The organism is Streptomyces gilvosporeus (genome assembly GCF_002082195.1).
GTDB lineage: Bacteria > Actinomycetota > Actinomycetes > Streptomycetales > Streptomycetaceae > Streptomyces > Streptomyces gilvosporeus.
In genome coordinates this window covers 504,199-521,889 of record NZ_CP020569.1, presented here as the reverse complement: position 1 = coordinate 521,889, position 17,691 = coordinate 504,199, and the positions used below count along the sequence as shown (strand labels likewise).

General features: G+C 66.6%; 15 protein-coding genes and 4 pseudogenes. 8 read left to right on the top strand and 11 right to left on the bottom strand.

Annotated elements, in window-relative coordinates; genetic code table 11:
* The first annotated feature begins 107 nt into the window (after positions 1 to 107).
* Complete coding sequence (locus B1H19_RS02630) at positions 108 to 2,075, top strand: potassium transporter Kup (RefSeq protein WP_083102640.1); 1,968 nt, start codon at positions 108 to 110, stop codon at positions 2,073 to 2,075.
* Positions 2,076 to 2,268: 193 nt separating this feature from the next.
* Here the strand turns inward: B1H19_RS02630 and B1H19_RS02625 are convergent, their stop codons facing one another.
* From B1H19_RS02625 to B1H19_RS02610, 4 genes are all read right to left on the bottom strand, one after another.
* Positions 2,269 to 3,261, bottom strand: a complete 993-nt coding sequence (locus B1H19_RS02625) for an alpha/beta fold hydrolase (protein WP_237289065.1) — start codon at positions 3,259 to 3,261, stop codon at positions 2,269 to 2,271.
* Positions 3,262 to 3,442: 181 nt separating this feature from the next.
* Positions 3,443 to 4,678 carry a serine hydrolase domain-containing protein gene (locus B1H19_RS02620; protein WP_083102638.1) on the bottom strand — a complete coding sequence of 412 codons (1,236 nt, stop codon included), beginning with the start codon at positions 4,676 to 4,678 and terminating at the stop codon, positions 3,443 to 3,445.
* A gap of 366 nt (positions 4,679 to 5,044) precedes the next feature.
* Entirely contained in the window at positions 5,045 to 5,404 is a 360-nt protein-coding gene (locus B1H19_RS02615) for a DUF1048 domain-containing protein (protein ID WP_083102637.1), read from the bottom strand.
* A gap of 2 nt (positions 5,405 to 5,406) precedes the next feature.
* Positions 5,407 to 5,736 (bottom strand): PadR family transcriptional regulator, encoded by a 330-nt coding sequence (locus tag B1H19_RS02610; RefSeq protein WP_083102636.1) that lies wholly within the window; start codon positions 5,734 to 5,736, stop codon positions 5,407 to 5,409.
* Positions 5,737 to 6,009: 273 nt separating this feature from the next.
* Between B1H19_RS02610 and B1H19_RS38520 the strand changes: the two genes are divergently transcribed.
* Together B1H19_RS38520 and B1H19_RS02600 are read left to right on the top strand one after the other, a co-directional pair.
* Positions 6,010 to 6,189 carry a DUF5999 family protein gene (locus B1H19_RS38520; protein WP_083102635.1) on the top strand — a complete coding sequence of 60 codons (180 nt, stop codon included), beginning with the start codon at positions 6,010 to 6,012 and terminating at the stop codon, positions 6,187 to 6,189.
* On the top strand, positions 6,189 to 6,653 hold the full coding sequence (locus B1H19_RS02600; RefSeq protein WP_237289064.1) for a hypothetical protein: 465 nt from the start codon (positions 6,189 to 6,191) through the stop codon (positions 6,651 to 6,653). The genes B1H19_RS38520 and B1H19_RS02600 overlap by 1 nt, the downstream gene beginning before the upstream one ends.
* A gap of 220 nt (positions 6,654 to 6,873) precedes the next feature.
* Here B1H19_RS02600 and B1H19_RS39030 read toward each other — a convergent pair whose 3' ends face one another.
* A complete protein-coding gene (locus tag B1H19_RS39030) occupies positions 6,874 to 7,443 on the bottom strand; it encodes a hypothetical protein (RefSeq protein WP_162500686.1) in 570 nt (189 codons plus the stop codon).
* Between B1H19_RS39030 and B1H19_RS02590 the strand changes: the two are divergent.
* Positions 7,439 to 7,965, top strand: a pseudogene (locus B1H19_RS02590) (helix-turn-helix domain-containing protein); the annotation flags it as partial. The gene B1H19_RS39030 and the pseudogene B1H19_RS02590 overlap by 5 nt on opposite strands.
* A gap of 37 nt (positions 7,966 to 8,002) precedes the next feature.
* Here B1H19_RS02590 and B1H19_RS02585 read toward each other — a convergent pair.
* The 3 genes and pseudogenes from B1H19_RS02585 to B1H19_RS02575 all read right to left on the bottom strand — a co-directional run bounded on the left by B1H19_RS02585 (position 8,003) and on the right by B1H19_RS02575 (position 10,282).
* On the bottom strand, positions 8,003 to 8,491 hold the full coding sequence (locus B1H19_RS02585) for an SAM-dependent methyltransferase (RefSeq protein WP_083102632.1): 489 nt from the start codon (positions 8,489 to 8,491) through the stop codon (positions 8,003 to 8,005).
* 357 nt (positions 8,492 to 8,848) lie between these two features.
* A pseudogene (locus B1H19_RS02580) lies at positions 8,849 to 9,654 on the bottom strand (pyridoxal-phosphate dependent enzyme).
* Between the two features lie 211 nt (positions 9,655 to 9,865).
* Positions 9,866 to 10,282: a hypothetical protein gene (locus B1H19_RS02575; protein ID WP_083102631.1), complete on the bottom strand. Its 417-nt coding sequence runs from the start codon at positions 10,280 to 10,282 to the stop codon at positions 9,866 to 9,868.
* 1,186 nt (positions 10,283 to 11,468) lie between these two features.
* On the opposite strand from B1H19_RS02575, the gene B1H19_RS02570 reads away from it, so the two are divergent.
* The gene (locus B1H19_RS02570) at positions 11,469 to 11,672 is read left to right on the top strand and encodes a hypothetical protein (protein ID WP_083102630.1); all 204 of its coding nucleotides are present in this window, start codon (positions 11,469 to 11,471) and stop codon (positions 11,670 to 11,672) included.
* A gap of 122 nt (positions 11,673 to 11,794) precedes the next feature.
* Here B1H19_RS02570 and B1H19_RS02565 read toward each other — a convergent pair whose 3' ends face one another.
* Complete coding sequence (locus B1H19_RS02565; RefSeq protein ID WP_083102629.1) at positions 11,795 to 13,177, bottom strand: cytochrome P450; 1,383 nt, start codon at positions 13,175 to 13,177, stop codon at positions 11,795 to 11,797.
* Positions 13,178 to 13,321: 144 nt separating this feature from the next.
* On the opposite strand from B1H19_RS02565, the gene B1H19_RS02560 reads away from it, so the two are divergent.
* Entirely contained in the window at positions 13,322 to 14,005 is a 684-nt protein-coding gene (locus B1H19_RS02560; RefSeq protein ID WP_083102628.1) for a hypothetical protein, read from the top strand.
* A complete protein-coding gene (locus tag B1H19_RS02555) occupies positions 14,002 to 14,862 on the top strand; it encodes an alpha/beta fold hydrolase (RefSeq protein ID WP_083102627.1) in 861 nt (286 codons plus the stop codon). The genes B1H19_RS02560 and B1H19_RS02555 overlap by 4 nt, the downstream gene beginning before the upstream one ends.
* 242 nt (positions 14,863 to 15,104) lie before the next feature.
* Here B1H19_RS02555 and B1H19_RS02550 read toward each other — a convergent pair.
* Together B1H19_RS02550 and B1H19_RS02545 are read right to left on the bottom strand one after the other, a co-directional pair.
* Positions 15,105 to 15,947: pseudogene (locus B1H19_RS02550) on the bottom strand (IS5 family transposase).
* A gap of 146 nt (positions 15,948 to 16,093) precedes the next feature.
* The gene (locus B1H19_RS02545; protein ID WP_203237074.1) at positions 16,094 to 16,855 is read right to left on the bottom strand and encodes an SDR family oxidoreductase; all 762 of its coding nucleotides are present in this window, start codon (positions 16,853 to 16,855) and stop codon (positions 16,094 to 16,096) included.
* A gap of 161 nt (positions 16,856 to 17,016) precedes the next feature.
* Between B1H19_RS02545 and B1H19_RS02540 the strand changes: the two are divergent.
* Positions 17,017 to 17,280: pseudogene (locus tag B1H19_RS02540) on the top strand (IS5/IS1182 family transposase); the annotation flags it as partial.
* Positions 17,281 to 17,691: the final 411 nt, after the last annotated feature.

Genomic DNA, 17,691 nt, shown 5'->3' with positions numbered 1-17,691 from the left:
TTGAGGCGAAGCGGCCCCCACCTATCGGTATTCGCACCGGTGATCGGTATTGTCCGTTCCGGTGCGCCGGGCCTTCAGCACAGCGGCCGCGACGAGGAGGTTTCACCATGGCCGATCATCGGCAGGGGGCCGCGCCGGACGGCGGATTCCCCTCGCGGGCGCCGGAGGCTCATACGAAGGCACAGGACACGGTGCGCCTCGCGCTGGTGATCGGTGCTCTCGGCGTGGTCTTCGGTGACATCGGGACCAGCCCGATCTACACCCTGCAGACCGTGTTCAACCCGAGTGACCCGCATCCCGTCCCGGTCACGACGGAGAACGTGTACGGGGTCGTGTCATTGGTGTTCTGGTCGGTGGTGGTCATCGTCCTGGTCACCTATGTGCTGCTGGCGATGCGCGCCGACAACGACGGCGAGGGCGGCATCATGGCGCTGATCACCCTCGTGCGGCGGTGGAGCTCACAGCGCGGCCGGCGAGCGGTGGCCGTCCTGACCGCGCTGGGCATCTTCGGCGCGTCGCTGTTCTTCGGCGACAGCATGATCACCCCGGCGATCTCGGTGTTGTCCGCGGTCGAGGGGCTCAAGGTCGTCCAGCCGTCGCTGGAAAGCGCGGTCGTGCCCGTCACCGCGGTGATCATCGTGCTGCTGTTCCTGGTGCAGCGCCGCGGAACCGCGGCGGTGGGCCGGGTGTTCGGGCCAATCATGATCGCCTGGTTCGTGGCCATCGGCGCATGCGGCGTCGCCGGCATCGCCGACCACCCGAGCATCCTCCGGGCGCTGTCGCCGACCTACGCCCTGGGCTTTCTGGTGGGCCACTTCGGTACCGCCTTCTTCGCCCTGGCTGCGATCGTGCTCGCGGTCACCGGCGCCGAGGCGCTCTACGCGGACATGGGGCATTTCGGCCGCCGGGCGATCACCCGCGCCTGGCTGTTCCTCGTCTTCCCCGCCTGCATCCTGAGCTACTTCGGGCAAGGTGCGCTGATCCTCGCCGATCCACACCACATCAACAGCCCGTTCTTCCTGCTCACGCCCGACTGGGGACGGCTACCGATGGTCGCGTTGGCCACGGCGGCCACCGTGATCGCCTCCCAGGCCGTGATCACCGGTGCGTACTCGGTGACGTCCCAGGCCGCCCAGCTGGGTTACCTGCCGAGGATGCGGATCGCGCACACCTCCGAATCCACCATCGGCCAGATCTACGTCCCCTGGATCAACTGGCTGCTGATGGTCTCGGTCCTCACCCTTGTTTTCGCCTTCCGCAGCTCCGCGGCCCTCGCCTTCGCGTTCGGCATGGCGGTCACCGGCACCATCACCATCACCACCCTGCTGTTCTTCTACGTCGCCCGCGCGAAATGGGGCACCCCCAAGTGGCTGATCGTCATCGGCGCCATCGTGTTGCTCTCTTTGGACCTGCTGTTCGTGGCGGCCAACATGACCAAGCTCGTCCACGGCGCATGGCTGCCGCTGCTGATCGGCATCACCGCGTTCACCGTCATGACGACCTGGCAGCGCGGCCGCGAGCTCGTCACCGCGGAGCGAGCCCAGCGTGAAGGTCCGCTGACCGAGTTCGTCGACGACCTTCGCACGGAGAAGGTGCCGACGCTCCGGATCCCCGGTACGGCCGTGTTCCTCAACCGGGGCAAGCAGACCACGCCGTTGGCCATGCGGGCCAACGTCGAGCACAACCACGTACGCCACGACCAGGTCGTGATCCTGTCCCTAGAGACCGAGCCCGTGCCCCGCGTCCCGGCCGACCAACGGATCGTCGTCGACGACCTCGGCTATACGGATGACGGGATCATCCATGTCACTGCCAGGTTCGGCTACATGGAGACACCGGACGTCGCCGGAACACTGGCGACGCTGGATCCGGCTCGAACCGAAGGGCAGTTGGACCTCGACCAGGCGTCCTACTTCCTGTCGAAGATCGAGCTCCGGCGCGGGACGGCACCGACGATGGCGCCCTGGCGCAAGCGGCTGTTCATCGCCACTTCCTACATCACGGCCGACGCCGCCGAGTACTTCGGCCTCCCCCGTGACCGCACCGTCATCATGGGCTCGCATATCGAGGTGTAGGCCCGCCGAGGTCCACCACAGCGAGCGTGAGGACCCGCATGCGCGGACGGGAGTGCGATGGAGCTGTCTGGGGCTGCGGCTGGGCAGCTACGTCGGGTGAGGGGCGGTTGGCCGACGGCGACCTGCCGGTAATGCCGCACGGCCTTCACCGTGATGCCGGTGAAGGCCGCTGGCTGGCCAACCGCCAGTCCGGTCAGGTCTTGCGCGCCCCCGCGCGGTCAAGAGCGGCGACCTCGCGTACGGCCGCGGCGATGGCGCGGAAGTCCTTCTTCAGGATCGAGCCGTGAGTGCTGGCGACCTTCGCACTGATTTCAATGTTCGCGTTGCGGGCGGTCACCGCAGTCAGGCCGCGGCGTATCCGTTCCTGCTCATCACCCTTGCTTCCGAAGGACACCCCTGAAGCGAGCACGTAGCGCACCGGGACGGTGATGTTGTCCAGGACGGGGCCCATCTCGCGCTCGCGGGAGATCCTGCCGAGCTCGATGTTGCTGATCGCCTGCTGTTCGGCGGTCATCCGCGGGACCAGGCCCGTGGGACGCAGCAGCGGCGAGAACCAGCCTATGCGCCGGAACAGTTTCCGGATCCGCTCCTCCATGGCCTCGTCCATCCAGTCATACGGTGCCCCGCCGTCGACCAGGACCGCGCCCAGGGCACGGCCCGGATTCCGGTTGGCCCAGTGCGCCGCGACGTACCCTCCGTAGGACCAGCCCACCACCAGCGCCCGGTCCACGCCCCTGGCCGCGAGAACGGCATCGACGTCGCGGACGACGGTCTCGAAGGAATAGTCCGCCGAACGCTTCGACTTCTTGCCACGGGCCCGCTCGTCGTAGGTGATGTGCCGCCACCCCGTCCCCAGATCGGCGATGACCCGCCGCCAGTACCCTTGCGTGGAGAACTGGCCATTGATGTAGACCACAGGGATACCTGGACCACCGGTGTCGGTGACGGCCAGGGCCGTATCGTCCACCGGCACCATGCCGGTCCACTGCGAAGTGGTCGAGGAAGTGCCGTTCTTCGTCATGTGTTCCCCCTGGTCGCGTGAGGTGTCTGGTGGGACTTCTTTACGTTCTGCACGTGGTTCGCCGGCCTCTGGATCTGCTCGGCCGTCGTCCGGGTGTCTGTTCATTTGCGAGAGGTCGCGATCCGGGTTCTTCTCGGCGCCGACCACAGGGTGAGTGATCCCCAAGGCCGGCTTTTTCCCTCGCTGTTGCGAGGGGGCCCGGCGCTCAGCGGCCCCGAGCCCCATCGAGAGTGGCGTCAGCGACTGTCCTGAGCCGGTCGTGCAGCGGATCGCGGAAGGTGGCGGCGTCGAAGGCCGGAGCCTGGTCGAGGTCTTCTGTCGGACCGACCTCGACCAGGCCAGCGGGTCAGTCGTCGATCGCCTGGTAGAGCGTGGTCCAGAAATCGTGGATGGCTTGCGCCGAATCCGGAGTGGACATCCCGACCTGGGTCAGCAGGATGCCGACGAGCTGGTTGTGCGGGTCGGCGTAGGTCGTGGTGCCGGATCCGCCGTCCCAACCGAACTGGCCGATGGGCGCGTAGTCACCACGGTAGGTCCGCACCGCCATCCCGAAGCCCCAACCACCGTGCTGCCCCTGGCCGTATGACAGATGGACGAGGTTGCGGGCCAAGGTTTCCCGGGCGGCCAGCTGCTCAGCAGGGAGACGGTTGGTGGTCATCAGCTCGACGGCGGCACGGGACAGGATCCGTTGACTCCCGTGCATTCCGCCGTTCAACAGCATCCGGAAGTAGGCGTGGTAGTCGTCGACGGTGGAGTCGAGTCCGCCGCCGCCTGACTGGAACGCCGGAGGGCTGCTGTGGTGTCCCCCTTCAGCCGGGTCCTCCACGGTGAACTCTCCGGTCTGCGGATCGGGAGCGTACAGGGGCGGCAGCCGGTCGATCTTGTCGGTGGGCACGTGGAAGCCGGTGTCCTTCATACCCAGCGGAGCGAAGATGCGTTCGCGCAGGAACGTCTCGAACGGCTGGCCGGTGACCCTGGCGACGAGCACGCCGAGCACGTCGTTGCTGATGTTGTACTGCCACCGCTCTCCGGGCTGGTACATCAGCGGCAGCGTGCCCAGGCGACGCATCCACTCATCCGGCTCCACCGCCGGCAACAACCATCCGTTCTCGCCGTAGACCTTCTGCTCGAAGAGCGCGCCCATCATCGGGGAGCCCATCGCCGTCGTATCCAGCCCGAGCCCGAACGTGGAGGTGAGCAGGTCCCGCACGGTGATCGGACGCCGCGCCGGCACGGTGTCGTCCAGCGGGCCGTCGGGCCGCTTGAGCACCTGTCGGTCGGCAAGTTCGGGCAGCCACGGGTCTATCGGGTCGTCCAGCCGCAGTCGGCACTCGTCCAGCAGGACCATCGTCGCTGCGACCGCGACCGGCTTGGTCGTCGAGGCCATTCGGAAGATGGTGTCCCGGCGCATTGGCGTGCCGCCTTCATGCCGCATCGTTCCGATCGTTTCGACGCGCGTGTCCTCGCCCCGGCTGACCAGGGCGACGAGCCCGGGAATCCTTCCGGACTCGACATGCCGTAATAGCGCCTCGCGCAGTTTGCGCAGTCCCGCTGCGGAGAAGCCGCCATTGCCTTTTCCCATCATGAATCTCCTTACATGCAAGTGTTCGATACATGCGGTGCAGTGCTCGATCTGCAGGACTCGTCCCGCCTCGGCGCTCGTGGGCTTCCCCCGGCAGGGCATGAGGGCGGGGGATGAGCTCGGCCTGGCCCGGTTCGCGGCCTCGAGGGTGCAATCGCTGAACCGTTCAAGCCATCTATCAGCGCCAACCGCGCCGATACCGGCTGTCGCCGTCCTGACGCCGCCTTTGACACGCGGCGAGAAACTGCCAGCCGGGCATCTCACCCCGTGGCCGCGTCGTGCAGGCGGGCGAGGAAAGTGGTGCCCGGCCCCGGGCGTGATGTGCTGTGCCTGTTGTCAGGCTGCCTTGTGGTCTTTTCCGGTGTCTCAGCCTGCGGCGCGCTCGATGTCGTCGGTCAGTCGCTTCCGCGCACGGGCGGGGACGTAGCCACCCTCCGTGTAGTTCTGGACGAACGCCTCGACGAACTCCACCGGGTTCTCCCCGACGATCTCGCGGATCGGCGTTCCGTCCGCCGCGGCCTGCTCGAACAGGTCGGCGAGGTCTTCGAACCTCGACGCATCGTTGTCGTTGTCGGTCGGCACAAAGTGCATCATGTACCGCTCGACCGCCTCGACCGCCGTGCGGTAGTTCTCGGGAAGCTGCTGCACGCGCGCCTTGTACGCCCGCCAGCGCTTCTTGGGCCCGATCAACTTCGAGATGAAGCCGTACTCTTCTATGTCGGACATGGTCATCCGCCCCCTTCGCGGAGCTGTTCCAGTCGTTCTGTGAGGAAGCTCCAGGTCCTCCAGAACTCGTCGAGATACTCACGTCCCTGAGCGTTCAGGGAATACACCTTGCGCGGTGGCCCCTTCTCGGACGGGACCTTCTCCACGTCGACGAAGCCGCGCTTTTCGATCCTGACGAGCAGCGCGTAGATGGTGCCCTCGGCGATGTCGGAGAAGCCCTGATCACGCAGCCACGCCGTGATCTCGTAGCCGTACGCGGGCCGGCCGGACAGGATCGCCAGGACGATGCCCTCCAGCGTCCCCTTGAGCATCTCTGTCACCTGCTTGCTCATGGGATGCCCCTTCGGCTACTTGGTGCTGCTGACTACCGGTATAAAGTATCACTGACTACTGGTACCTGGCAACACTGAATAGTCGAAGTGTGGGCCGGGACCGCACGCCGTGGGTGCGGACGACCTGATCTCTGCTAGTGAGCGAGCCCGCCGGAGATTTCGACCGCCGGCCTCGCCCTCGCGGATGCCGCGCGGCACCGGCGACCACATGCGCGGTCGCGAGTACCGCAATCGCCGAACTGTTCATGGCGTCTGCCAGCACCGACCGCTCTGATGTCCGTGGAGCCCGGCCAAGTCGCGACCGCCCGGCGCCCGATCACTGCATCGAGTGAAGTGCAGAGAAGGTGCCTGCTCTGCAACGGCGTCCTGCTCTTTGACGACACCGGTGAACTGCTGCCTGACGGACAGGTCATCGATCCGGTGATGCGCCGTGTCAAAAGGGAAGCGGCCTGATGACTACGACCGTAGCGAAGGTCGTCCTCGCGCCCGGGGAGAGGCAGGTCCTTGAGGGCCTGGCTGACGGCAGCATGCTCGCCGCGCTCGCGCTGCGCCTCACGATCCGGGAGGGCACAGCTGCGGGCTACCTCAAGCTTGCCAAGCGGAAGTTGTACGGCGTGAGCGAGACGGCTGCCGCACTCGCCGTCGCCTATGCCACCAACGCCGTCGACCGGCCGAAGCTGCTGGATCCCGAGTTGCTGTACCTGCCACGTGAACAGCGTGACCTCGTTCCCCTCATCGCACGGGAGATGACCGCCGCGCAGATGGCCACAGCTCTGAAGCGGCAAGCCGACATCGTCCGCCGGGACGGTCGCGAGTTGTTGGCGAACCTGCAGGCGCGGAACCGCGCTCACACGATCACGCGGGCGTGGCAACACCAAATCCTCACCGCTGACCAGGTGATCGAATGGCTGCGCTGACCCCGTTGCTAGGCCGCCATTTCCTGCCGCATCCGATCAAGCGCCTGAACCGCCTGGCCGCGCACGTCGGGAAGTCGTTCTCCGGCGGTCCGTACGATCCGCTGCAACTGGTGTGGCAGCCGCTGAACTACTGCCCCAGTCATCGCGGTGTTCAGCGATTCGGTAGCCCCGCCTCGGTCGTCCGCACAGAGCCGAACGTGGGCGACAGTGATCAGTTCAATCACTCGCCATTGCGGTGCGACGGTCGTCGTCGCGCCAGGTCCATGGTCGACCAGCCGTAGGCGACGTCCGCACGCCCCGTGCTTACGAGGCCGCGCAGGCGGATCTCGTGCAGCGTGTAGGGGTTGAAGAGCGAAGTGTGCCCTGTGCTTCCTATCAGATCGTCGGCTTCTTGCATCACGCTGTCGAAGAGTTGGGAGTCGCCGAGTTCGCCTGCGGTGCGCGCGTACAGCGGCAGTACCGCCGCACGGGTCTCGCGGTCCGGTGCCAGGGCCGCTGCGTGGCTCAGCCGGTCCACCGCGGCGCCTCGGATGCGGGCCTTGCGCAGTTCGTTTCCGTGCATTCGCAGGGCGTAGCTGCTGAAGGCGGGATCCTTGAAGTGGGCTGCGATGTCCAGGCTCTTGGCGGTCCAGTGGGTCGCGGTGGCCAGTCGCTCCTCGGGAAAGACGTTTCCGAGCGCGACGCCGAGGCCGATCCGGGCGTGGGCGAGCAGACGCAATACCTCGCGTTCGCTGTGCCCGTCTTCGAGGCGTGCTTCGAGACGGGCAACCAGGGGCCACAGTAGCGACACCTATCCAACCGGAGTCGCCATCGATGACGCGGAGATGGCAGCCATGCCCCTGACCCGCCACCATTCCACGGCGACTGGAACTATGCCCTGCACCCCCGGCCTTGTCCGTCTATCCCGGCGGCTCGGGCCCTGCAATCGCCAGTGCCGAAGTGGGACCAAGCCCTGCTCTGCGATCCCGCCCTAACCGGAATGACCCGGCAGCAACTTGACGACCTCACCGAGACGTTGTCCTCAGACGGCGACGTCAAGCATGGCCGCCCACCCCGGCTGGACTTCTCCGAACAGGTCCTGGCGGCCGTGCTCCACCTGCGGGTCGCTCTGGCCGCAGAACCCCTCGCCGTCCTGTTCGGCAGCAGCCGTACCGCCATGCACCGCACCCTGCTGAAGTTCAGGAGACTGCTCAAGGCGCACGACATCGTCATCCCGCCAATGGCCACCCCGCCCGATACCCTCGCTGTCCTCCAAGCCCGGGTCCCCGCCCTGAGCAACGACCCCAACAGCAAGATCAAGACGACGTGTTAATGATCTGCAAGCCCTAAACGCCCGGCCGGATCCATTGTCAGTAGTACGCGCCCATCAATTCAACGGCCCACTGGGGCTGCCTGAGCTCTCCGCGGGGACCGAACTCACGAAGGTAGGGCTTGATGTCGAGGACCGGCGTTCCGTCGACCGCGTCCAGGCCGAGGACGTGAATGTCCGTGCCGTCGACTTTCACCAGCGTGCAGCGTGAGACTCCCAGTCGATTGGGCCGGTTCTTGCCGCGCTGGGCGAAGATTCCTACCAGCGGCCAGTCGGTGTTGCCCCGGGGGTGTCGGGCGCCGGTCTCGATCTTCTCCTCGGGCACGCGGTGGAAGTGGAAGACCACCTCCAGGTGGGAGAAGTCCTCCAGCCCGAACAGTGCCTCTTCGCCATAGCGAGCCGCGTCCAGTCGGATCACAGCGGGGACGTCTCCCCAGTGATCGTCGGTGAGTTCACTTCGTCGACTCACCACCTGTCCGATGGGCTGCAGGGTCACGGTGTCGGGCAGATCGTGACTGGTCCGGTCCATTCGATCTCCTATGGTCAGGCGATTCCCGTTGGCGCCACAGTCTGCCCTGGGCACCATTCCCGCCTTGAACCGGCCCCGCATCACACCGGGCCCTTCCTCGATAGGTGCCGGAGTCGCCGACCACCGGACCGGGGCAAGGTGGAGGCGCCCGCAGGCGAAGCCGAGGACGAACGACCTTGACCCGGTCAGAAGGTCGGCCATCATCAAGGCGCCGAGGAAGGGCCCACCCCCTTTGTCCCTTCACCTCGGGAACCGCACCAGCCAACCCGGCAGCGGCTTGTCGTCCGGTACTTCGGTGACTGCTTCTTCTCGAACTGGAGGAGCAGTCGGCGAAGACGGCCGTCTTGTTGAGGATCGCTACAGAGCCGTGGGGTTGGTGTTCGCCCCGCAGAGCACCACCGCGACCCGCTCGCCCTCGCCGAGCACGTGGCTGCGGCTCGTCAGCCCGGCCAGCGTCGTCGCAGCGCCTGCTCAACCGCCGGCCGCCGGTGGTTGAGCAGGGCTTGCCGGGCAGTGATGATCGCGTCGTCGGGCACCAGCACCGAACGAACATCGCCCCGACGAGCGGCATGCAGAGCCATCTCCGAAGTACGACGCGCGCCGAGCGAATCCGCGGCAATCGAATCCACCGCCACGTCGACAACTTGGTCGGCCTCGATAGCGGCGTTGAGAGCCCGGCAGTTCTCAGGCTCGACCGCGACCACCCGGACCCCGTGCTCCTCGGCCGCAGTAGCGACACCGGTGAACAGACCGCCACCACCAACCGCTACGACCACCGTGCCCAGGCCGGGGACCTGCTGCCGGATTTCCTCCAGCAGCGTTCCCGCGCCCGCAGCGATGAGCGGATGGTCATCAGCGTGCGATGCGAGCGAACCAGCCGACTGGGCGAACTCGGCGCAGGCCGCCGCGTACTCGGCGCCGACGAGACGCACATCCGCCCCTTACCCCCGCAGCCGCTACACCGTCACCGACGGTGCCGTCTCCGGCAGGAACACCGTTGCCCGCACGCCGTGCTCACGCGCAGCCCACGCACACGCCAGCCCGGCATTCCCGCCGGACGCGATCGTCACCCTCACCTCCGGCAACGTTCCGGCCTCCCGATGGGCCCGCAGGAAATTCACCGTGCCGCCGGCCTTGAAACTGCCCGTGTCTGCTTGATTCACCCTGTGACGGAGCGCTCCACGTGGCGGGTGAGCGCCTGAGTTGGCGAGGCTGAGCGTGAGAGATGGCGGGCGGGGGAGGCGTCAGCCCTAGATTCTGCTTGCGGTTCGGTTCGGCGTCGTTGGACGCGCAGCCGAACGGCAGCGGGCTGTCCTCAGGCGGCTGCCGCGAGAGCGACCGGGGCCGCTTCGGGCCAGTGGTGCGGCACAGCTTTTATCCCAGTTGGCCGTGGATTCCCCTGATGCGGTCGTCGACGTCACCATGCGGGGGCTTGAAGGTGACGGACTGCCCGGGCTGGAGAGTCGCGCTCTTGGTGGTGCCGTTGCTGAAGGTGGCCGTCATCGTCGCCGGTTCGGTGCTCAGCGCGCTATTGGTGCACACGCTGTCGACGGTGCCGGGCGGCGTGCTCTCCGTCTCCTGCGGGTCCAGGTCGGTGAGCACGAACAGATTGTCGCCGATGAGGTTGTTGTTGACGTTGTAGTCGACACAGTTGACGTTGTCCTCGGCGAGTTGCGCGGCGTGCGGGGTCGACGCGTGGGCAGCGGCTGCAGCCGGGGTGGCCACGGACAGAGCGAGGGAGAAAGCCGCGGCGGTGGCCGTCAGGGCTGTGGTGGCACGTACGGGGGCCATGGAGCTTCTCCTTGGAGAGCGGAAACCAAAGAAGGCAGCTGCGGCTAGGGCGGGCTGACCGTACGTTACGGTCGCCAGACTCGCCAGCTCGGAGTCTGTTGAGGGCGATCGCGGTGGTATTGGCCGAGTGGGCCAGCGAACGCCTCACCTGCCAAGCCCGCCACTTCGCAGCATCCGACGGCCCGCAGCCACCGGAAAGGGCGTACGGCCCCGGCACGTGGAGCGGCCTCCTGCCCGCCGGATGCGCGGTCTCACCCCCCGTGCTACGGCGCGCCCCTCCTATGCCAGGCTCGTTGTCTCGACGAGTGGCAGGGCAAGCCGACTACCAGGAGCCTACGGCGTCCCGAGAAGCAGGAATCAGCAGGTGACACCGATCATGGCGTTCTCTTCCCAGCCGTCGGCGCCCTCGAAGTAGCCCTCCACGACGCCGGAGATCGGCACCATCCGCCCTGCTTGGCCATGACCTTGCGGTCGTTGCCGGCGCGGCGGGACTCCTCGGTGGCGCGGCGCTGGGCCGAGTGGCCGGTGTGGCGGACAGCCAGCTTCGCCCGGGTGCTGAGCCGGTGGCCACCGCGCCGACGGCCTCGGCGGACACGCCACCGTCGGTGACGGCGCTCCCCCAGCCGGGCCCACAACGCATCCGTCAGCGTGAACGCCCCACGCCGCCGGGCGGGTTCGATCCGGCCCGACTCCTACGCCACAGCCAGCCAACGCCACACCGTGCACATTGACCCCCGCCGTCGATGCGGCGATACGGACATGCACCGTCTGAAGCGTCCCTGCCTCATCCAGCGCGAGAAGACGACGCACCACCATCGACCGCGTCAAGGCCCGGTCCCGCGCCCGGGAAGCCACCACCAGTCTCGGCCCCCACCGAAAACGGCACCACCGGCAGCAGCAGCGATGCAGACGACGGAGCAGCAGTCATGCCACCAGCCCATACCCCAGGCCTGATCAAGAACACAGGAATGCTCATCTCCACGACAGCCAAGACCAACAATCACCACCGACGAACATGCCGGCCAACACACCATCCATCACCTCGGGACCGCTGCCGATCAACCCACTGCCACAACACCGAGCATTCATAGGAGGGGCTGGACGAACAGGCGCCGGTCGAGGAGGTGGCCCGGCGCCTGGACGGCGAGGTCTCCCCGGCGGTCCTCGCCTTGATGAAGGCCCTGCTGTGCAGGCCGGCGGGCTCGGCACGGTCACGAAGACGGTGGAGAGCTTCGGCGGGTTCGCCAAGCCGTACGAGCAGATCGGCCGGGACCGGACGCTGATGTTCGACCTGGTCGAGAAGCTTCAGTTCACCGCCACCTCGGAGGACGGGCGGGTGTTGGACGCGCTCGCGCACGCGCAGCGTAACGAGGCCGCCCGGGGCGAGTGAGCCCGTCTACTCGGCGGCGCGGCGTCATGAGGTGGCGCCTGGTCACGTGCCAATCCGCGAAGACGCGGCGCAGAGCGCGGTGGCCGGGGGGAGAAGCCGTTGTACATCTCTACCGTGAGTTATCAGCCCACGTCGTCACTCGTTCGGCGGATTGTCGTTGATGCTGGGGCCGCGTGGGGGAGGGTATGAGCGGTGTTGCGACGGTGGACCACGGCGCGCCCGCCGCGGGCGGGCGTCCAGGAGACGCCGCGGGACTTCCACTTCTCGTCCGGTACGCATGTTGTGCGGAACTCGTAGTTCTGGAGCAGTGTCCGGAGAACGACGTTCATCTCGAGGTTGGCGAAGGCGGCACCGATGCACCGGCGTGTGCCGCCTCCGAAGGGGATCCAGGAGTACGTGTCGGGATGGGCATGCACGAACCGGTCCGGATCGAACTTCTCGGGGTTGGGGAAGACGGTCTCGTCCATCTGCACGAAGTCGATGGCGATGACGACTTGGTGTCCTTTGGGGATGGTCCATTCCCCCAGTGGCATCGTCGGTGCGTCGACGCTGCGGGTGATGTCCGTGATGACGGGACGTGTGCGCTGGACCTCGAGGATGGTAGCGGCCAGCAGGTCGGAGCCGCCGCCGTCGACCTCTGCCACGAGGCGGTCGAGGAGCTCCGGGTGCCGGGTCAGTCGTTCGACGGCCCAGGTCAGCGTGTTCGCCGTGGTCTCGTGAGCGGCGCCGAGGATGGTCAGCAGTTCGTCGGCGATCTCTTGGTTCGCCATGGCCTCGCCGTCCTCGTACCGGCTCTGCACGAGCATGGCGAGGACGTCTTCGCGCTCCTCTAGCTTTGGGTCTGCCCGGACGCTGTCGATGAGGTCGAAGGCAACCGTGTCGTACTCCCGCCGCATCCTACGGAAACGAGCCCACGCCCCCCACGAACGCCCACGGTCGGTGAACGGCGACAGCGTCAGCCGGGCGCCGAGGTCGACCATCGGAGGCATCAGCTCGCGCAGCCGTTCCAGGTGCTCGCCCTCGGCCCCCAGAACCGTGCGCAGGATGATGTTCAACGTGAGCCGCATGAACCTCGGCGCCGTCGCGAACTCGACGCCCTGAGGCCAGGTCTCCGCCTCGCGGACGGTCTCCTCGACCATCAACTCCTCATAGGCGTGCAGATGGCGCCCGTGGAAGGAGGGGGCCAGCAGTTTGCGTCGATGCAGGTGTTCGGGACCTTCCAGCGCGAACGTTGAGCCCGGCCCCAGGACGTTGCCCAGGTTCGGCTCACCCAGTCCAGCGATCGCCGGACTGGTCGTCAGCATCTGCCTGACCAGAGCGGCGCTGCACAGGAACACGCTGGGGCCGAACGGAGACATCGTCATCGTGAAGGTCGACCCGTAGCGCCTTTGAAGACAAGCAAGAAGCCGCTTGCGAGAGGCGATCCACAATCCGGTCAGGATAGGCCCCGGCAGCGGCGGGCCGGGCGGGAGGGTGACCAGTACCGGGGACGTTCGAATGTTCATTCGGGCCTCTTCTCAAAGTGGGTACTGCTCAATTCCCTGAAGTCCAGCCAGCCACCGCACACTAAACTAACTTTAAGTACGCATTCTGTTACTATACGCATTCACATGGCTAAGGTGTTCCGATGAATCAGGAAGACAGATCCAATGACATCCGCCGAGGTGCGTAGCGGGACGCGAGAAGACATCGACGAGGTCACGGAGATCCTGACCGACGCCTTCGCCGAGGACCGCCTCTACCAGTGGATGTTCAGCACGCAGCAGCTCTACAGGCGTCCGGCACCCGGCTATTTCGGGTGGGTGGCCGAGGAGAACCTTGAGGTGGGCGAGGTGTTCCTTGTGGAGGGCAAAGGCGTCGTCCTGGGCCAGCACTCCTCTGCGCTCGATACCGACAAGGAGTGGCCGGCGGTGGAGCAACAGCCTCGGGACATCTGCGGCCCGGCTGTCGAAAACGTGCTCGCCGCCTACGGCGCCGACCGGAGGAACCATCCGAAAGGAACTTCTCACTGGTACGGGCAGCTTCTTGCTGTGCGGCGCGAACACCACCGCGAGGACATCGGTGGTCTCCTTCTCAGCCACCTCGCCTCGAGGAACCCCGGACAGTCCGCGTACGCGGCGCCACCGTGCTCGGGACGTACTCGCCATGCGACGGGGTCGAGATTGCCTCGGTGTGGTACGACCTCTGATCTGGACCTCAATCCACGCGCCGGCGCCCGTCGGCAAGACGACGTTGTCGGCGACGGCTCTCCTCACAGCGATGAACGGGCGGCCACGGCCGAGATGTGCGGGGCGCGCCGAAAGGTGAACACGGCTCAGGTGGAGGCGGCATGACCATTCGGCGGAATGCGATCAGCACCCCTGGATCTCCCGCGACGCGAGAGCGCGTGCACCGGCTGAGGATGGCCGGGTACGACTTCGCCTGCCGGGTGCGTGCCGCATCGCAACCATCGACGCGTCGGCCGATCGCCCTGCTCGGCGGGGCTACGATGGACATGCACGACTGGGATTTGCTCGAGGCGCATCTACCCGACGACGTCACCGTCATCACGTTCGACCCACCCGGCTTCGGTAGCGCCTCGGAACTGGACGACGAGACCATCGCCGGTTACGAGATCCAGGCTGCGGCCGTCAACTTGGCCCTGGAGCACCTGGAAGTGCGGCAGGTTGACCTATTGGGGTACTGCTACGGCGCCGGCCTGGCCTGCCTTCTGCTGGAGCACCACGTCGACCGGGTCGCACGGGTGGTGCTGACCAACGCGAGCGAGAAACTGACGCAGGAGACGCGAAAGATGCTGGCGCAAGCGGTGGACATGGCAGGACAGGGGCAGATCCTGGAAGTGTCCCTCTTGGCCTGCGACCACACCTTGGCTCCGCACAACCGGGAAACACTGCGCGAGGCACTCGCGCCCGCCTACCAAGAGGCCTTTCGGCTTCCGCATACGACTGTGAACTTTCGGCGCGCCCTCAACGCGCACGACGCCGTGATGAAGTGCGGCCGGGGAAGCGAGGTTCCACTGCTGTTGATCTGCGGCGAACACGACACGTTCACTCCCGCACGGTCGGGGATGGGCCTGGCTGCGGGCCGCCGCGGAGCGCGGACCGTCGTACTCGACTCTGGCCACACACCAATGGTCGAAGCCTCCGCCGCCTTCGCCGCCCAGGTCATGAACCACTTCACCTCACCTTGAAGCGGTTTGTCCACGGGCGGTACGGGCCCGTTCGCAGCCACTCCTTCTCGGCCCTGTTCTCGTATCGCTACGGCGAACGGACATGTGGTGCTGAGTGACGCTCGGGGCTGGGCCGGGTGCGAAGGCCGGCGGTACAGCGTTTGCCGGTAGCGGCGGTTCCGCTTCGAGATCTGCTCATCGGGTTTGCAGCAACTGATGGCCCGTCTGGGTGATATCGCAGTAAGAGCGACCGGCAGTAGGCGTCACTGGAGGCGGCGGGTGGTGCGGCGGGTGTCCCAGCGGTACAGCGTGGTCGGGCGGCGGATGAGCATGCGGAGCGTGACGATCGCTGCTGCGAGGTGGAGGTAGAAGTCCACCGCCTTGCCACTCTTCTCGGTGCAGCGTCGCAGCTTCCCGTAGCCGTTCATCCACGAGTGCGTCCGCTCCACCACCCAGCGCTTCCCGGCCTGGATCGGGGCGGGGACGCCCATGCAGGCGATCGCGCCCGTGAAGCCCAACTCGCCAAGCAAAGAATGGGTCTTGCTGTTGTCGTAGCCTCGATCGAGGTTGACGTTGACGCGCTGTGGAAGTCGTCCGACCTGATCTTTCGCCGCTTCGAGTGTTGGTGCGAGTAGGGGCGAGTCGTGTCGGTTGGCGCCAGCGGAGACGATGCCAAGGGGAATGCCGCGGGCGTCGGAGGCCACCGAGCGTTTGAGGCCCTGCTTGCCGCGGTCGACCGGGGAGCTGCCGGCCTTCTCGCCATCAGAGGGCGCCTTGGTGATGCACCCGTCCACCGCGAGTTCGTTGAGCGAGAGGCCGATCATGCGGTCGTACGCTTCCAGGGCCAGGGCGTGAACCTACTCGGCTATCCCCAGCTGGGCCCAGTATGTGACGCGACGTCGAATGGTGCGGTCCGAGCATCGGGGAGTGGCAATCCGCTCGTAGCCGGAGCCGTGCACCAGGGCAGCGATCACGTGCTCAAAGACGACGCGATCAGGGATGCGGGGGTTGTGGCAGCCCAGCGGATGGGTGTCCACGTGCCGCGGCAGGAGCGCCGCGAACTGGTCCCACAAGGGCTCGAGCAGGCATGAAGGCAGGACAGGCACGAGCCCTCCGGTGGTCACTGAGCGTAGAGAACTCCATGATCAACTCGGGCTCGTGCCTGCCGTGCGTCTGGGGTGGCTGTCAGCGGCCTACTCACGCCTCCTACCGGTCGGTCTGAGGAAAACGAGTTTCGACGGTCGGCTGACTGTCACAGGGAACGTAGGGCGCCTCCGTCGATGTGGATCATGCTGCCAGTGGTGTAGGACGCCACTGGTGAAAGCACGACTGCGGCCAGGCGGCCGAATTCTTCGGGTGTGCCATATCGGCGAAGCGGTATGTCGGCTGTCCGCTGGATCCGTGCCTGCTGGGGATCGCCGGTGGCCTCTTCGAGCTGAGTGAGGCGGTCGGTGGCGATGGAGCCGACCACGAAGCCGTTGACCCTGATGCCGCGTGGGCCCAGTTCGTCGGCCAAGGTCTTGGCAGCCATGGCGAGTCCTGGTCGGAGCCCGTTGGACACGCTCATATTCGGCCACGCGGCTTTCACGGACAGGGACAGAACGAAGCCGATAGAGCCTCCGGTGGGCAGGACTGGGGCAGCCGTGCGTGCAACGCGCAGGGCACCAAGGAAGACGGACTCGAAAGACTCACGCCACTGAGCGTCGGTGATGGCGGTGATGGGGCCGGTCGGAGGACCGCCCACACTGATCAGCGCACCATCCAGACGTCCGTACTGCCGTAGGGCGGCCGCCGTTAGCCGGTCGGCTGCTTCGGGGTCGGCGTTGTCGGCGACCAGGCCCATGGCGTGGTCGGGGCCGCCTAGCTCTGCGACGGCCTTCTCCACCGCTTCTTGGGTGCGTGAGGACACGACCACCCGGGCGCCTTCCGCGGTGAGGACTCGCGCGGCTGCCAGCCCGAGCCCCTTGGTCCCTCCAGTGACCAGAAAAACCTTGCCGCCGATCATCAGGTCCACGGTCGCCACCCCCATGCTCAAATCACAACACTTACAGGTCTTTTGGAGGCAACACAGAGAACCTGTGTCCATATTCCAAGCTCAACGTCTCGTGATGTGAGCGATCGGCCGGTGATCCCGCCAGCGCCCGCTCCGCTTCGGCGTTCGGTCCGGCAACAATGCTTGGCGAGTTGGGCTTCACGGGCGCGATCGCCTGCATGGGCGTCCCCGCCCCGATCCAGGCCGGGAAGCGCTGGGTGGTGGAGCGGACGCACTCGTGGATGAACGGCTACGGGAAGCTGCGACGCTGCACCGAGAAGAGTGGCAAGGCGGTGGACTTCTACCTCCACCTCGCAGCAGCGATCGTCACGCTCCGCATGCTCATCCGCCGCGCGACCACGCTGTACCGCTGGGACACCCGCCGCACCACCCGCCGCCTCCAGTGACGCCTACTGCCGGTCGCTCTTAGTCCAGCCTTCGACAACACCTGCGTCACGGCCCACCACGCCACCGAGGCAGTGGGAAGACAGAGAACGCGCCAGGCGTCACGACGAATCTCCCGCAAGCGCCACTGCATGCCCCCTTGATGACCTTGCGCTTCTTGAAAGCGGAGGTGTCGTTCTCGCGGTAGACCTTGGCGAACGGGCCCCAGCGCAGGCGCGCCCGGGTGTCTTCGCGTCTTCGAGCTGGCGGTCGACGCCGGCCTCCAGGCCGAAGCGGTCAGAGGAGATCCGCAGGTACGCGCCCGGGCGTTTGGGTGCGTGTGCGGCCAGGTGGTCGTAGAGGTTGAGGGTGACCTGTCCGCCTCGGGCGTGCGCGGGGACGTCGAAGTCCTCCCAGAGGTGGGGGCTGCTGTG

What these genes read in the sequence shown, in the direction of transcription:
- B1H19_RS02555 (WP_083102627.1), top strand. Translation starts at nt 14,002, where the DNA reads ATGACCATTCGGCGGAATGCGATCAGCACCCCTGGATCTCCCGCGACG.
- B1H19_RS02630 (WP_083102640.1), top strand. Translation starts at nt 108, where the DNA reads ATGGCCGATCATCGGCAGGGGGCCGCGCCGGACGGCGGATTCCCCTCG.
- B1H19_RS02615 (WP_083102637.1), bottom strand. Translation starts at nt 5,404, where the DNA reads ATGTCCGACATAGAAGAGTACGGCTTCATCTCGAAGTTGATCGGGCCC.
- B1H19_RS02620 (WP_083102638.1), bottom strand. Translation starts at nt 4,678, where the DNA reads ATGGGAAAAGGCAATGGCGGCTTCTCCGCAGCGGGACTGCGCAAACTG.
- B1H19_RS02560 (WP_083102628.1), top strand. Translation starts at nt 13,322, where the DNA reads ATGACATCCGCCGAGGTGCGTAGCGGGACGCGAGAAGACATCGACGAG.
- B1H19_RS38520 (WP_083102635.1), top strand. Translation starts at nt 6,010, where the DNA reads ATGTCCGTGGAGCCCGGCCAAGTCGCGACCGCCCGGCGCCCGATCACT.
- B1H19_RS02610 (WP_083102636.1), bottom strand. Translation starts at nt 5,736, where the DNA reads ATGAGCAAGCAGGTGACAGAGATGCTCAAGGGGACGCTGGAGGGCATC.
- B1H19_RS02565 (WP_083102629.1), bottom strand. Translation starts at nt 13,177, where the DNA reads ATGAACATTCGAACGTCCCCGGTACTGGTCACCCTCCCGCCCGGCCCG.
- B1H19_RS02575 (WP_083102631.1), bottom strand. Translation starts at nt 10,282, where the DNA reads ATGGCCCCCGTACGTGCCACCACAGCCCTGACGGCCACCGCCGCGGCT.
- B1H19_RS02585 (WP_083102632.1), bottom strand. Translation starts at nt 8,491, where the DNA reads ATGGACCGGACCAGTCACGATCTGCCCGACACCGTGACCCTGCAGCCC.
- B1H19_RS02600 (WP_237289064.1), top strand. Translation starts at nt 6,189, where the DNA reads ATGACTACGACCGTAGCGAAGGTCGTCCTCGCGCCCGGGGAGAGGCAG.